The 17,033-nt window shown below is 40.4% G+C and carries 2 protein-coding genes; both read right to left on the reverse strand.

Annotated features, from left to right (window positions below):
- Nucleotides 1-57: 57 nt before the first annotated feature.
- Nucleotides 58-2,286, reverse strand: a complete 2,229-nt coding sequence (locus LV469_06700) for a hypothetical protein (GenBank protein UHR02331.1) — start codon at nucleotides 2,284-2,286, stop codon at nucleotides 58-60.
- A gap of 148 nt (nucleotides 2,287-2,434) precedes the next feature.
- Entirely contained in the window at nucleotides 2,435-16,960 is a 14,526-nt protein-coding gene (locus LV469_06705; GenBank protein ID UHR02332.1) for an Ig-like domain-containing protein, read from the reverse strand.
- Nucleotides 16,961-17,033: the final 73 nt, after the last annotated feature.

Below are 17,033 nucleotides of genomic sequence, written 5' to 3' on the forward strand. Positions count from 1 at the left end.
AAGGACGGCCTAAAAAGACCATCCTTTTTAGGGAAACTGCTAATCAATTTTTAAATCTCAAGCTTCTTCCTTATTTTTCTTCATAGCCACAACAGCGCCAATCATAAGACCAACACCGACAACTGTGAATATAAGAGTACCAATGCCACCGACTTGTGGAATATCTATTTTTTTATTTACAACTTCAAAAGCATCATTTTTTTCACTTTTTTCACTATACTTAATCTTATAGTCTTCTTCTTTAGCTGAACCAACTGTGAATTGGAATGGAGTTGTAAGTTTAGCAAATCCATCTGGTGCAGTCTTTTCAACTAAGTCATAAGTTCCCTTGGCTAGACCTTCTACATAAATTTGTCCGTCTTGATTTGACTTGAATACAAATGCGCCAGTTTCACCGTCAATCCATTTCCATTCAATCTTCATTTTGCTATATGCGTCATTTCTTGCTTTTTCTAGTTGTTTTATTGAACCTGTAACGTCTTCATTACCATTAAGTTTAGTTACTAAAGCGTTGTCTTGTTCATTAGCTGGTTTTTTAAGCTGTTCGTTTAAATCTTTAATAGCTTGTTGATAAGCATCTTCTGCTGTTGTGTAAGCTTCAACTCTTTTTTTCAAGTCTTCACCATCGGCCTTTGCAAGATATTCTGTCTTGTTTCCTTCAAGAGTTCTTGTAACATAGAATTCTGCTCCTGCAAGTTTTTTGCCAGCACCATCTGTCTTTACAAATTTTGCATCATATGTTGTTACCTTTGGTGGCTCTGGTGTTTTTCTTGACGGGTCAAATTTATTTTCGATTGTGATTTGACCCTTGGTTTGTGTATCGTATTTTGCTTCGTATCCGTTTACAAATTCTCTAAATTTATATGTTGCATCCTTGTCAAGTCCAGTAAAAGTACCTGAATACTTATCTGTTTCATCTGCCTTAAACTTAATTCCTTCATCAGCTTTTACAACAACATCTTTTCCGTTTGTGTAAACTTGTGCAACAGTTTTTCCATCTTTTTCCAAAATATATCTTACCTTGGTTGATCTATTTTCTACTGTGTCAGACCAATTTTTCTTTACTCTCAACTCTCCAGTATCTGATGGGGTTGGTGTACCTGGAGTGCTTTTTCTTGGAGTAAAAGTTATATTATTTTCTTCTGGTTCATTAACTATTGTTTCACCATTTATCTTAGCTGAATATACAAGCCTAAATTCTACATCATTTTTTTCTAGAGCTTCGTTTATAGTTTTAATGTAATCAGCATTTTCGATTGTCAAATCAAAACCATTATCTCTTTCATCTATTGAGTATTTTGACTTTTCTACGTCTGTAAAGTCCTTTGCCGGGTCAAGTTTTACTTGTACTTTCATGTCTTTATTGTATGTTAGACCCTTGGTCATAGCATCTGACCATTGAAGAACTTTATAAATTTGACCTTTTATAAGTTTTGTTTTTACATCATATGGAACTGGTGAACCTTTACGTCCATCTATTGTAGCCTTTTCTGTTGTATATTTTTCATAATCTGTTCCATATTTGTCTTCCCATTCTTTTAAAGCCTTTGAATCTTTTCCAAAATTTGGGTCGTTTCTATAGGCCTTGTCAATTTTAGTTTCTTCTTCGGTGTTTTTAGGATATAGATAAACAGTGTTTAGATAATATTCTCCTGCCTTGTAAGCTGTTCCTTCTATATTCAAATCATCTTTTAGAGGAACTGGTATTGAAATGCCAAAAGGTACAGCAACTACCCCTGTAATTGTAGTTGGTCTATCTGTTTCTATAAACCAATAATAACCCTTTTTAAGCTTTATTGTAGTTTCTCCATTAGGCGCTGTTGTAAGATCCAACTTGCCTCCAGCACTTATTCCTTCTTTATTGTTTGTAACCAGGTCGTCAAGTTCTTTCTTGCTGTCGTATTTAGTTGGGTCCTTTTTCATTTTTTCCAACTGGTCTAAGCTTGCAACCTTGTAGTAAGTGAACTCTACCCCTGCAAGACCTTTTACTTCCTTTTGTTCGTTATATTCTGTCAAGGTTTTTAATTGAATTTCTCCGCCGTTGTGATCAAAAGGAAATCCGTTTGGATTTTTCTTAAAACTTTTTTCTGCTACTAGCTTATGAATTTTTAGAGTTGTTTCCATCTCTTTTTCGGTGTCACTTGCTTTTTCGCCAGGCATTTTGGTCAGACTTTCTTTTTTAATATCACCAGTTGGTGGCGGTGTATTCTCATTGCTTGCTAAAACTGGTGTGGCTGTTCCTACTAGCAAAATTATGGCTAGAAGGAGTGAAAGTAGTTTTTTCATATTTTTCTCCTTGTCTATTTTTTCCGAGATGGGGTCTCGGTGCCCTTATATAAGAGGCTACTGCCTATTATTACTTGCCTTGAATCGGGGGCAGTCTAGCTGCCCTTGATTCATTTTTTAAGGAGGATACCTCTGGTTGTCCTTGTAGTTATTCATGGTCTATCCTCCTCCTTTTGTAGGTCAAGAGGGCAAGACCCATAAGCGATAGTCCTAGGCCTGTAAAGATCAAAGTACCTATACCGCCAGTTCTCGGATAAATCGCCTTTTTGTTTTCAACTTCGATTGCCCTTAGTTTAGGCTTATCTACATAAGTTGGCTTTGTATCCTTGCCAAAGTTTTTTTTGTCGTAGCTATAAATCAAATGGCCGAGTATCTTAACGCCATCTTTTAGGTCGTAGTGCAAATTAGCCTTACTACCATCATTTGGCTTACCCGTGATTTCAAGTACGATTGCTTTTTCTGTTGTGTAGAATGTGCTTTCTTTTCCATCGACTGTTTCTTGTGAGCTAGTGTAATCTCCATCTTTTAGCATCTGGCTGATTTGGAAATACGAGATTGTGTTTCCTTGGCCGGAGCCTGCTTGGATTTCTTTGTACTCTAGGTCTTCGATTTTCTTTTCCTTGTCTAGGACTGCGTACTTGATTTTTTGATTTGGCACTTGCCAATCTTTTGCTTCAATGCCAAATATAGTAGATGTGCTGTCGAACTTCCAATTAGTGTGGTCTGGGTTTATTATTACTCTTTGCTTGAAAGTATTATTCTTTTCATCTACTTCCAAGATTTCAGATTCTAGCATTCCCCTGTCACTTACTCTGTGACTTGCCCTTAGGGGATCTTTTTCAAGCACTTGCACCTTGCCATCTCCAAGTTTTAATTCTCTTATAAAGCCTGGCATCTTGGTGTAGCCTGCTGGTGCCTTGGTTTCTTCTAGAGCATAGTAACCCGCTTTTGTAACGTGTATCTTGAAGGATCCGTCAAGCTCACCATTTTTGTCCTTGCCATATACTATGAGGTTCTTGTACACATTCGTGTCTATCGGTTCATACTCGTCCTTTTCATTTTCCTTGTACCAAAGTTTGAACTCGGCTCCCCTTAGTCTATTTTTATCAAGGGCATCAATCTTTACAAAGTCGATGTCCTTGTAGTTGATGACTTCTATTGGATCAGTGCCTATGACTTTATACTTGCTTTTATCTTGTCCTTGTACTGGATTTGTATCGACTTTATTTTCTGCTCCCATTTCTGCTTTGTCCTGGAACAATGCTTTAAATGCTTTGACTGCTTTAATAGCTTTTGTCTTTGTTGTATTTGCAGTTTCATCTGCTTTAACTTTGAGTTTTATGATTCCAGTTTGTGTCACCATAAATTCTTCGATGTGTCTGTCGATTCTCGTGTAGCCATCTGGTGCTTTCGTCTCTACAAGAGCATAAGTCCCTTCAGGTAAGGTTTCGAACTTGAACAATCCGTCTTCTCCGGACGTAGCCGTCAAGAAATTTCCATTTGCATCTTTCGCATCTTCCCAGCCTTCTGCGTTTTGAGTGGTCTTTCTCAAAAGTTTGAACTCGGCTCCCTTGAGGACGTCCTTGTTTTGGTCAATCTTTTTGAAGACTATCTCGTTTTTAGGGTTGATGGCGCTTATTGTCAAATCTGCCTTGGCTGTCGCATCGCTCTTGTTGGAGTAGACTGCGTCATACCTTTTGACACCAAGTCTTATTCCTCCACCACCTTTGTAGTTGATTAGGTTCGCCCTCGGTGTGAATGATGTCTTGTCCTGTCCGTCGGCTATTCTACCAGTGACTTTGACTACGTAAGAGTCGGTAGCGTTCATTCTTTTGAACTTCATCCAACCGTTGTTGTAGTCCGTTACGGTTCTTCCGTAGAATTTCGTGTTCCACAAGGTTTCCTTGGATAGGTCAAGTCCGTAGGATTCCGGCATTTTTTCGTTAAGGAAATCTCCGTATTTACTGTTGTCATACCAGTAAGCGGAAATCCTCAAATCATCTACTCCTTTTCCAGGGTAGTAGTTGAAGTAAGTCGGTATCGGGTTGTCATAATAATCAAAACCTGCGTTGTTTTTGCTAGGGTTGATGTAGAAGATTTGCGTAAATTCTCCCGTATCCGGGTCAAATTCCGTTATCTTAGATGACATACTAACCTGGTCACCATTGTAGTTCTTGCCGGAGTTTGTCACTCCTCTATCGTAGAATACGTTGATTTGTTTTGTAGTGTCTGCTCCGCCCTTGATGCTTGGTCCAACACTTAGATTGTTCTCTGATTTCTTTATCTTGTCTGCATCTATGTGGGCGATGTAGTTGGCGTTAAATTCCAACAACTTGTAGGTTCTAGCGTAGTCTGTGAAGGTGTAGGTTATCTCGCCCGCAGCTTCGTTGTAATCCGCCTTGGCAATTGTACCTACTCCGTCTGCGAAGATGTCCAAACCTTCTACTTTTTTCTTTTTAAATATTCCCTTCAAGTCCATATTGTCCGTGAGTTTGACTGTGAAAAAGTCTCCCGGACTTATTGTCGTCTTAGAGTCTATCTTAAATGTCGTAGCGAAGTTTAGCATTTGCGCTTTGTTTGGATAGATTGTTCCGTCGTCAGTAGTCGTGTCGTTCTTGTCCGGACGTTTTATCGTCATTTCGGTCGTCAACGTGATGTTCTTACTTTGGTCGACGCCTGTCCTTTCGATTGCCCCCGCATAAGGGTCAAGGTCTTTACCGCCGACTGTGAAGTACCACCTTTGTCCGGTCAACTTGTGTCCTGGTGCCGGTGTCACTTCTTCCAATTCGTAATTACCGATTGGCAATTGGTCGAAGACTAATTCTCCGTCCTTAGCTTCTATTTTGTCGCTGTTTTTTGTGCCAACTGTTCCCGTGTAAGTGAACTTGTTTTTAGAATTTTGGTCATTTTCATCTTTTTTGACACCTAGTCGAGTGAGCTTGAACTTGGCTCCGTTTATCAATTGGGATTGCTCGTCTTTTTTAACGAGAGTTACCTTACCTTTTCCAGGCTTTTCGTTGATAATCTTACCCATATTCTTGGCTGTCGCAGATGTTACGAAGTCGACCAATTGTCCACCTTTTTCCGGTTCGTATTGGACAATACCGTTGGAGTTGTTGTACTCTAAAGTGATAGAACCTCTACCCGGTGTGATTTCACCCTGAGCATTTGTCGTCGGCTTTTCGTAAGATATTGTCATGTGAAGTATCGGGTCATAAATCGGTCTGTATCCAGGAGGCGCTTGCACTTCCATCAGTCTGTAACGTCCCGGCTTCAAGCCTCTGAATCCGAAGTAGCCATTGAAGGCTGAGGATACATAACTTCCTGGCATATCGACAAAACTGCCTTGTACTTCTTGTTGTAGCTTGAAGATTGCCCCTTCAAGTCTGTTCGTCGCTACATTATCCGAGTTGTTTGACCAAGCTTCTCCTTCTCCATCACGTCCGTGTTTCGAGAAGGTGATGTTGTAGGACTCTTCTTCATTTACAAGGTCCAATCCCGTCTTTGGAATTTCAACCGGAACATCCGTCTTCTTTGTTGTCGTGTAGAGTTGGGATATATCCGGTGCCGTACTTATTTCTTCTTCAACAGTGCCTTTTAGCTCTGGCCAAATCCTACCACCATCTTTTCCAAGCCAGTTTTGGTATTTACCGTTCTTGTCGTACTTTCCAGCCCATCCAGGTGATTGTGTCTTGGCGATAGCCTGAGCACCTGCTTGGTAGGATGCCTTTTTGAATGCCTTCCATTCAATATCTTTTGTTTTATCATTGTATACCGCTTGTTGGAACTCTCTGGCACCCTTGTAGAGCTTGAAGTCCATTTGAAGTTTGCCCAAATCATCTTGCAAGATGTCCGTCCTCGTGTGGGCAGGTTTTATATTTCCATTTTTGTCTTTTTCATTTTTTGCGATTCCCGTCAAAAGTGCCTCGTCGTAGTAGCCTTCCACGTCAATGAAGTACAATCCGCCCGGCTCTAGGTTGAGTTGGTCTTCGTCAAAGCCCCAGTCGAATGGTCTCCACCTTGCAGTGTTTACCATGGATACTTCCTTCTTAGAAAGGTCGTAGTACTGTAGGACGTTGTCGATGTTTATATTATCAGGTGGGTTCGCTATCTTGTAAGTCGTTCTGTAAGCCGTCTTCAAACCTTCGTCGTTCGTGTTTGGAGGTCTGATTCCGTGAACTTTGTCAGGAACGAAGTCCGTTTCACCCCTCTTGTATTTCGGACTTATCTGAACGTTTAACTTGTCGCCCGAGTAGTTTCTCAAATCTATTACAGTTCTTTGAACGAAGGTCTTTGCAACTGGGTCGATGTGAGTGATACGAGATGCGGTCTTTATTAATTTGTTCGAGTTCATCGTGTCGTTGAACTTGGCGAGCGTGTCGTCTCGCAAAAATTCGTTCGCCGTCTTTTTCGGACCGTAGTAGGCTGCGTGCATCCTGCCTTGGTCGTCCTTGACTTCAATCTTCCAATCGGAAGTCGCCTTTTTGTAGCCTAGTGGTGGTTTGGTTTCCTTCAAGATGTAGTAGCCTTTTTCAAGCTTGGCAACATTACCCTTTCCATCTCTAAAGATTATCTTGCCTTCGTTAGTTGAAATACCCGTCAAGGTTAAGTTTCCTATTGGGTTTTCGTAGCTTTCATCGACTCTAGTTAAGGTAAATTCTCCACCTTGTAGGGGTGATCCTAGAGGGTCTTTCTTGTAGATATTTAATTCCAAACCTGCCGGTTTGTTTGTGATACTTAGATTTTTTTGTTTTTTATTAACCGGGTCATAAATCAAATAACCTAATTCAGCATCGTCTGGAAGAGTTTGGCCACTTCCTGGATCTCCAGGCAATGGCTCATCTTCTCCGATAAAGGTCGCCTCAATGCTTACATTTGAAGCTGGCATTGAGAAAGAATTATTTGAAACCTCTATTTTTTTACCATTTACATCTTTAACTGTAAGTGATGCTAGTTTGTAGCCGACATCAGGTCTTGCTTCAAGTGTTATCAAGTCTTTCTCATTCGCACTTGTCGGCCTTGCAGTAACACTACCATGCTCGCTTTGGCTTATGTTGACTTCGTAATTACCAACTTTTTGTTTTGTGAAGTTTGCAGATACCGACACATCTTTATCCGGCATCATAAAGTAGAGACCTTGGCTGTCATTTTGGACTGGCACTCCTCCGCCAGGATTTCCGTCACTTACCCAGCAACCAATATATCTGTACTCCTTACTCCATTTTTCAATTTTGATTCTTACTTTATCTCCAGTTTTTGCTAGTATCGGTTTATTTTTGCCACCTTTAGTTTGATTAACTTCTAGATAGACATTTCCACCGACTATTCCTCCATCTACAAAGACTGCATGTTCTCCTTGTTGTTGTTGATGTTTTTTGTATCTTACATAAATCGTAGCGTTGAAATCCGGCATCGTGAAGGATCCTTGTCCCGTGTTTGTGTCGAATTGCGTAGGAATTGTTATACCATTTTTAGTTTTTACATAAGTTTTTGTGATGTCATATCCAAGTTTTGGGCTAACAGAGAATTCAACCTTAGATCCACTCTCGGCCTTTCCATTTTTAAGTCCTTTTATATTTACAGTGTATCTATCATTGTTGGGATCATAACCAACGTAATAGTAGGCTTTTGGTTTGACTTCCTTTTTGATGAAGGTAGCACTTACATTTACCTTATAGGCCGGCATCGTGAAGGTGTACTTGCCGTCTTGTAGCAAAATCGGCTTTCCGTTGGCAGTCACCTGTCCCAGCTCGTATCCATTGTGGACTTGAACTGTGATTGTAACTTCGTCGCCCTTTTTAGCCCTTGTCTTGTCAACACTTACCCAACCTCCGTCAGTTTGGTCAGTATTGATATCAAAATACTCTTCCTTTGCCTTAAATGTAGCTTGCACATTGATACTATAATCTGGCATTTCAAACCTAAATCCGTTGTTTGTAACTGTGTATTCGTCACCGTTTATCAAGAGCCTATCCACTTCATAGCCATCAGCTGGATGGAAGGTCAGTAAAACAGAGTCTCCCGCCTTGGCAGTATTGTGATCTGTCGTCACACTACCATTGGTTGTTGGAAGTATATTTATATTATATTGTCCAGTTTGTGTGAAAGTAGCGACTATATTAGCATCCTCATGTCCCATATGAAATGTGTAGGTGCTTGAGTTGTTAAATTGATCCGTTATATTAGTTTTGTTTAAGGTTACTTTTTGAATCACATAACCTGCTTGTGGAGTGACAGTGATTGTCACATCCTTGCCTTCTTCTTGGGAAGTAGGATTTGCAGTCACACTACCACCCACATTGCCCGTAACACTTGTGTTTATGTTGTATTTCTTTGGCTGCGGTTGGTTTTTAGGTCCAAATGTAGCATTTATTCTGACATTTGATTTTGGCATTATGAATTTATAATTTGTTATAGGGATGTCATCGCCCGTGATTTCATCATTATAATAAAGTGTTTTCAATTCATAACCAGAATCCGACTCGATAGTGAGTGTGACTTCTTCTCCAGCCTTGGCTTTTGTCTTGTTTGAAGTAACTTTTCCGTTGTAAATATATCCATAGACCGTTACATCATAGGTCGGTTCTTGTGGTTGTGGCTTTCTCGTACCTCTGTATGTTATCTCTGGCTTCATTGGTGTGATTATCTCTACACCATTGTTTCCATGTCCCGTGTCTATGAATTTTCTTCCAGTTCGCACACCATTTGACACTTCATACTTGTAGTAAACTCTTTTTTTACCCTCTTGACCTTGTTCAACTCTAGTCTGACCTTCGTCCATATTGGGATCAGATTGTGTGGCATGGGTTATGGGGATAACTTCTTCTTCGTAGCCATATTCATAAGTTATTTGCGTCTTGTCATTTATGCTTGAGTCGCTTGAATAAGAATCTCCTACCCATTGTATCGTTTTTCCATATTGTTGATTTCTATTTGGATAGTAGTCAGAGCCTAGTCCCACTGCATCAGTATATTTTGCTTCGACTTCAACTAAAATATAGCCTCTGTGGGCAGCCGGTACTTCTACTTGTATTCTTCTCGGTTTGCCATTTGTTGCTTCTTTTTGTTTAACAGTTACGATTATTTTTGTTTTATTTGCATTTAAGGCTTGGTCTATGCTTGAAGCATTCACCTTATAAACATTGACATAGGTTTCTATATCTGCCGAATAACCCAAACGCAATTCTTCGTTTTCTGGTTGTCTGTGGATTTCTATTAACCTATCTCTTGAAGCAGTTTCTTCCTTGTATAAGAAGACTTGCTTGAATCTCTTTTGTCCCTTATTTATTTCAGTTATCTTTGTTTGAACCAAGCTTTCATTATGTTTGATATTAGCTCTACCAGATGACTTATCTGGATCCACTGCTTCCCAATCACTTCCCCTTGTTGCACTCTTCATTAGGTTGTAGGAGAGGGTGAAGGTTCTCGGGGCCAAATACGTTGTCCTTATTTTATAGATGGGACCGTATTGATTTTCTTCTTGCCCTTTCGCCGATCTTGTTGTCAAATCTTTTATTGGCTCTTCTTTTCCCACTATTAAACCGGAGTTTTTGCCAACTTTTTTGTCTGATAGGATTTCTAGCATGAAATCATCCAGACTCTCATAGGATTCTGCTGCCCAGTACTTGTTGTTAAAGTTTACAAAGTCCATACCAGTTCCGATTGCACCGGATTGTGGTAGGTCTGTCTCGATTGTGACAGCGAGTGTCTTTTCTCCAACTACGGATGTGTCGACTTTTAGTCTATTGTGTCCGTTGACAAACAGTTGCTCTGCCTTAAATGGCACTGAGTCTCCCACTCTTACCAAGTTGTTCGGTGTTGAGTTCGATTGTACTTCGTTGATGCTCACTACCTTTGTGTTGACATTTGTGATATCTCTGTTTTCTGGTTGAGAGTGGATTTGCAAGCTTGGGTTGTTCAAGTTTTCTGTCGCACTGTTCAATATATAAACCTGTCTCATTCTGTGAGTTATTTGGTTTATTTCCACGATGTTTGTATTTAGTTTTTTACGAGGATTGTCCTTAAAATCTGGGTTATGTGAGTCAGACTTGTTTTCCTTGGTTCCACCGTCCACATTTACTTTTTGCCACTTGTGCTCTGGATTATTGTCAGTTACGGTATTTGACCCGTTGTTGTCTTTGATGTAGACTTTTCCGTCTTCTAATATCGTCACTGTCCAGTCCGTGTTAGCCAAGTCGTAGCCTTGGGCTGCCCCATGTTCTACGAGTTTGTATTTTCCCGGTAGTAGGTCAGAGAAGTGGACTTTGCCGTCAGCTCCAGATTTTTCCCACTTGGTTTTTTGTTCTGGTTTGTCAGTTTTTTCCAAGTAGAAGGTTGCTCCTGATACTGCGTCGGTCGTTTTTTCTCTTATCTTTTTAAATTCGAACTCGTGTTTGTTTCTATTGTTGGTAACATCGAGTGAGCCTTCCGAGATGTAGGAGCCTATTATGTTGCCACCTTGTGATTGGTCGTTACCAGTGTTTACGAGGTCTCCTTCCGGAATTTCACTTACTTTGTCGTAGTAGTCCGGCTTCCAGTAAACTTTTTGTTCTGGCGTGCCGTAGTTTTCGAAATAGTCGATACCAGTACCTATTGCACCTTCTAGGTTCTTGTAGGGGATTTTGACGTCAATTATAATTGGCTTGTCAGTTTCCGGTATGTCTATTTCGACTCTTTTTGGTACTTCGCCCGGCTTTTCGACTTTTTTCTTAATCACGTTGAGTTTTTCTACGTTGTAGTTGTCCAGTCTGATATCGCCGACGTATTCTTTTACCGGCTTGTCCAGTCTGAAGACTTTTATGTCTTCAGTTCCAGCGTACCAGGTCATATTGTTTTCTCTTAGTGGCTCTCTGTAGATTTGCGCCTTGGATTTTCCGATGTGTTTTCCTTCTGGGTTTAGGACGTATCTTTGGATTACATAGTTTTTAGCTTTGTTGATTCCAATGATTCTCGTTCCGACCTTGTATGGAATTACCGAGTTGTCTAGGTATCCTCTCCATCTTGGGTCAGTTAATCCGTTGAAGTTTGCGACCGGTCTAGCAGCCACGTTTACCCATTTAGTGTTCTCTTCTCCGAGGAGCGATTTGTTTTTATTGCCAGCTTGTCCACTTGGCCCTTCGATATAAGAGTAGACTTTTACTCCCTTGGAATCTACAACTAGTACCCACTTGTCGTCGAGCTTTTTGTAGCCTGTCGGAGCGGCAGATTCTTCCAAGATGTAGGTTCCATTTTCTAATTTTCTGTCGAATGTGACTACACCTTTACCGTTGGAAGTACCACTAGTATAAACTTTGTCTTCTCCTTTTTTCTTTACTATAAAGCTTGCACCTTCTAGTGGTTTATTGTCTTCGCCTTTTTTGTAAACTCTGAACTCTTGTCCCGATGGTTTGTTGTTGACCGGTAGGGTTATATCTTCTCCTACAATAGTTGTGTCATCAGCATTTAGTCCGATTTCTGTTATCGTAACAGTACCATCCATGGCAACACTAACTTGCCATGTTTTACTAGCGTTTATATAGTCTTTAGGTGCCTTCGTTTCTGTTAGGGTATAGACTCCCGGTTTTAGGTCTGTGAATGGCACTTCACCTTTTGTATCTGATGACCTGTAAATTGTGATACCTTGGGAGTCTTTTAGTGCAAATTCTGCATCCGCTAATTTCTTAGTCGAGTCCGATTCGTCCTTTTTGATAATTTTGAAATGTCCCGGATCATATTTTTGGTTAGCCATCTTTACTATTTGGCTGTAGAACTTAGGGATTTCCCTCTTGTTTTGTTCTGCTGCCGCTTCGTTGGTGTTAACCTTTGATGCGAAAGAGGATTTCATATCTCCGCCATTATACATATAGAAGGCTCTGAATCTATTCCTGAATTTATTTAGGTCTGTTACCTTAAAATTTTGTTCGATTACATAACCTTCTTTTTGTCCAGAGATAGCCGGCATTTGAATTTTTAATGGTGTAGCTGACATTAGATTATCAGTTTTTGAATATTTAAATAAGTTAGGATTATATGACAATCTGATACCATTTTGGTATTCGTTCTTCGAGTTTGCCGAATCAATGTCAGATGAAAAAACAAGTCTGTAGGTGTTGGGGTCATTTTCTGGCTTAACCCCCATTGACAATGGCATATACATGGATGATGTCAACTTGCGCGCCGAGCTTCCAGGGTCGTATCCATAAGATGGCAAGACCCTATAAATCTTGACCTCGTCTAGCCCAAAGGCTGGCGATATCCCAACTCCTGGCCAATAAAGCATATTCATATCGCCTCTCCAGTCGGTAGACATCCAGTTAAAGGATAAAGTTCTACCACCGCTCGTGCGAGCTGTTGGGTTATAGTAGGCGATTGCCTTTACATACCAGTCATTTCCTTTTTTGTAGACATCTCTAAAGTAGTAGGCTTGAGCTGGTGCAGAAAAATCTCTGTTGTCATACACACCATAATCCGCTTTGACATCAAAGCTCAAGTGTTTGTTGCCCTTTACTTTTTCTTGAGGTAAGTTTGGTCCTACATCTACGGTGAAAGTGTAGTTTCCATCTGTCTTGGCATAAAACTTGGATGGGATTATGCCGAGGATTGTCAAATCAAACTTGACATCCCCTCCGCTGGAGTCTTTTGTGAATACATAGGTTAAGAGGTTGGTGTCGTAGTCGAAGTAGGGCTTACCTATTACTTTTCCGTTTTCTTTAATGCTCGGAAATTCATTTACATATTGTGTTAAGTCCAAGTTGGGGTCAAATTGAATTTCAAATCTCTTGCCCGGTTGAGTTTGTTTTAAATCGATTATGGCATGGTAGGTGTAGGATTCGTAACGATAAGCTTCCCACACTCCTGCCTTGGAGCTAAGCCCTCCAGCTTGTCCTTCTTTTAAGGACATCGATTGACTTACTGTAACTATCTCGACTTTATTTGATGTGTCTTTCACTTCTTCGTTTTTAATCCAGTAGTCTTGTCCGTTGGTTGGAAAGCCTTGTCCGTTTTTGTTGCGGGCAGTGTAGGTTACTTGTCCAGCCTTGTCGACTTTTACATCAAAGATGACTTGCGATTCGATGTAGTTGTCGGGGCTAGATTGTTCTTCTATTGTGTAAGTGCCTTCTGGATATTCTCCGAATGTCGCCTTACCATCTGTACCCGAAATTTTCGTAGCGATTGGGTCGCCATTTACATCTCTTAGGACAAATGTCGCTCCAGCAAGAGGCTGTTGAGCTGAATCTACCTTTATAACCTCTATCGGTTTTTTGGTGAAAGGCTCGTTTTTAACTGTGATGACTGTCTGCTTGCTAGTTGAAGAGGACAAGTTAATGCTGTTATTTTTCAAGCTCGCTTGACCTGGGTCATCGTCTGTCACCCAGTCATAGCTTAGGCTTGAAGTGCCCGTCGCCTTTCCCGTGATTTTTACTAAGAATCCCCAGTCCTTAGCTCCTCCAAATCTGCTTAAAGGAAATCTTACTGAATAACCATTTTCGCTAGTAACCCATCCTTTTATTGGGTTGTTGTTTTCTATATTTAATACTGGATTTAGTCCATTTGAAGTTGTCGCTTGCAAGTTCATCTGACTTCGGATGTTGTTTCTGTCGACTGGGTCTACATCGAAGACCTCAACTTTTAAATTAGAAATTCCAGTTTGTTTGATGTCGACTCTCGTGTCCCTGTCTGTCGTGCCGCCAGATTTGTTGCCCAAAGCTTTTAGGAAGATGTAGGATTCGATGTTTCCTTCTGCATCTTTTTTCCCGTAGTGCATTGCGTTCATATAGCTCGGCCATTGTTGATTTTCGATTGTCGTTGTCGGTGTCACTCCACCTTCGATGGTGCCGGGGCCACTTGTCTTGTTGATTCTACCTTCGAGGTCGACTGTGAAGTAGATATCTTCTCCCAATTTATAACCTTCTGGCGCCTTGGTTTCTATTAAAGAATATGATCCAGCTGGAATGTTGGAAAATTGTGCCTCACCCGTTACTGGGTCAGTCTCTACTTCCGGTCCACGGAAGAGTCTGAATCTCGCTTTTCCGAGTGGATTTCCCTTTTCGTCTACTTTCTTCAAAGTAAAGCTTGCGAGCTTTGCTGTAATGTCCTCCGTCATTCTGTTATGGATGAAGTATTCATTGTTTAAAGATGTGTAGTAGTTGTAGTTTTCAAGGTACTTATAATTCTTTTTATCAATCTCTACAGTTTTCGGCAAATCTTGGACAACTTTCGGAACTATTCTATTCGCTTTCGTTACCTTGCCATCATTAACGATATTCCAGACTTTTACGTCGGGGATTATTATCTGTCTTCTTCTAAGACTCGGATCTGTCGCTTCGGCTACATGAACTGTACCTATTGGGTTGCCTTGTGGGTCTTTCGCCTCAATGTCTTGTGCCGGCATATTAAACCCATCTGGAATTGACCAGTTTTGGTCAAGGTAGATGTTGGTGTTTTTCGATATAGTCACTCCGCCTAAGCTGTAAACGCTAGGTTTTTGAGGTGATGATGGTATTAAGTTCGCACCGTACTCGTAAACTGCAATCGTACCAACGCTCGGTGTTCCTGCTGGGTTAGTTTCCTTGGCTGGTATTTGAGTGTTAAGGTTAGTCGGTGCAGATGTTTGTGGCTTGATGACCATCTTGCCGTAAGTCGGACTAGTTACATCTGTTGTGTCCATTACATAAACTGCCATATTGGACGATGTCACCGTCTGATCTGTGAGATTTCTGTCAGCTAGTGGTAGGCCTTTTAGTGCGTTTTGACCCTTGTCGTCACCAGTTGACACTGCATCCGTCACCGTCCACAAGGATGTGTCTTCTCTTGTGAACTGACCCATGATGGTAGTTCTGTTGTTGACACCTACCCTCGTCGGAGTGGCTTGGTCAATCTTTTCCTTGGAGTAGTTGTCGTGGGCTATGAGTCTTGCTGCCCCGAGTTTGTTGTTGGCAATGGCTGATAGGTCTAGGACGTAATCTTCTTGTGTGTTTATTTTCTTTGTGAAGAAGGTGTAAGTGAACTTTCTCACTCCAGCTGTTGTTGCCTTGTAGTTTTTGGAATCAACTATTCCAAACTTTCCTTTTATATCGTTGTCTGTTACTTCAGAGCTTGCTTGTCCATTTATTTTTAAATCTTCTATTTCACCAAGTCCGGAGCCTTTTACTGTCGTGAAGTTGGCAGCAAAATTTAAGCTCTTTAGGTCTTGGAAGGTGGATTCTACTGTTATGTTCCAGTCAAATCCTTCTAATTCTCCATTTTGGTATCTCGGTGTACCTCCACGTCCCCCGATGTAAACTCTGTAGTTGAAAGCGTCTGCTTCCATTATTTGCGTTACGTCGTGTCTGCCCGGCTCGATGATTGAGCCTGCAAAGTTGCCATTTTTATCGATTTTTTGTGGCACGAGGTCTTTCGGAGCTTTTACTCCGAGTCCCGACACCTTGTTCGTTACGGTGAAGGTTCCATCAGGGTCAAGACTAATATTGTTAGTATTGTAGTCAACTGGAATGTCCAAGGGCAATTGGATGTTTTCCGGTATTGTTCCTTGGATTTGGTATTTTATCTTGTTTTCTTTCTCAATGTACTCTGGAATTGCTATTACCCTTCCTTGGTACATAATCGGTTTTAATTCGGCTGGATTATTGACAGTCAACTTGTTATCCAAGTGAATGTAGAAATACTGATAAGGTTGGATTGGGCCGCCAGCATTTGAGGTGTCAAAACGAGTGATGATGTGGAATTTTTTGCCTTCTAGATTGAGGCCATTAGCATCGACAAAAAGATTAGGTCTGAAGTTTTCGTTTCTATCTTTTTCTACTAGTCTTTTTATGGCGGCATCGTTGTCTGCCATTAGCTTTTCTTGGTCTTCTCTTGAAAGCTCATATTTTTCTTCAAATGTGTCAAGAAGGGCTTGGATTTCTTTTATTCCATTTTTTTCGTCTGCCAGGGCCTTTTTCAATTCCTTATCAGCCTTTTGCAGACCTGTAATGCCTAAAGTTTCTTTTATTTTATCTAGGATTCCGTCTTTTTCTTCCTTGCCAGCTTCTTCTTTATTTTCTTCCTTGCCAGCTTCTATTTTCTTTTCGTTCTTTATGTCTTTTTGTAGATTTTCTCCTATTTCATTATTTTCTTCTACGATTGATTTATTTTTATCTTTGATAGGATTGGGGTTTTGGTTTTCATTTTCTTTTAAAGCGGAGTTTTCTAAATCTCCGACTTCTATTTCTATAACTATGTCAGCAAGACCTGGAGTAGATATTGTCAAACTGGAATTTCCCTTTTTCAAGGAGTTCTTGGACCTTATATTATCTCTCACGCTTATATTTTCATCTGCTAGAACTTGGTCATAGTTTAGATATTTGATTTCTCCTCTTGTATCTGTGGCTTCTATCCAAAGTCCACCCAGATTTAATTTTTCTCCTTCCTTAAACCTGAGTTTTCTCGGGCTTTTTAATCGCCAAGATGTATAGGTTGAAACATTTTGGTCTTTTATCAAAAGGCCCTTATCATGAGATCGACCACTTGATTCTTCTTCCTTTTTTAAATCTGTGATTTCAGGATAGTTTTGATCTTGTATTCTTTGTGAATTTTTAAAATTTGCGCCCGGTCCTTGTCTGTTTACATTTGCATAGGCTACCAAAGGCGTGAATACGTCCATTAAAATCAAAAACGCCAAGAAAAGGCCCATCATTCTTTTTAATGTTTCTCTCATTTTTTACTATCCCCAATCTGTTTTTCTTCTAATTTTGTTTATCTACCTTAAATTTTATTATTTAATTTTTAAA

Origin of the sequence: Peptoniphilus sp. GNH, from assembly GCA_021307325.1 — a bacterium.
Classification (GTDB): Bacteria; Bacillota; Clostridia; order Tissierellales; family Peptoniphilaceae; genus KA00134.

Bases quoted from the DNA above. Each gene is read 5' to 3' on its own strand.
- LV469_06700 (UHR02331.1), bottom strand. From the start codon at position 2,286: ATGAAAAAACTACTTTCACTCCTTCTAGCCATAATTTTGCTAGTAGGA.
- LV469_06705 (UHR02332.1), bottom strand. From the start codon at position 16,960: ATGAGAGAAACATTAAAAAGAATGATGGGCCTTTTCTTGGCGTTTTTG.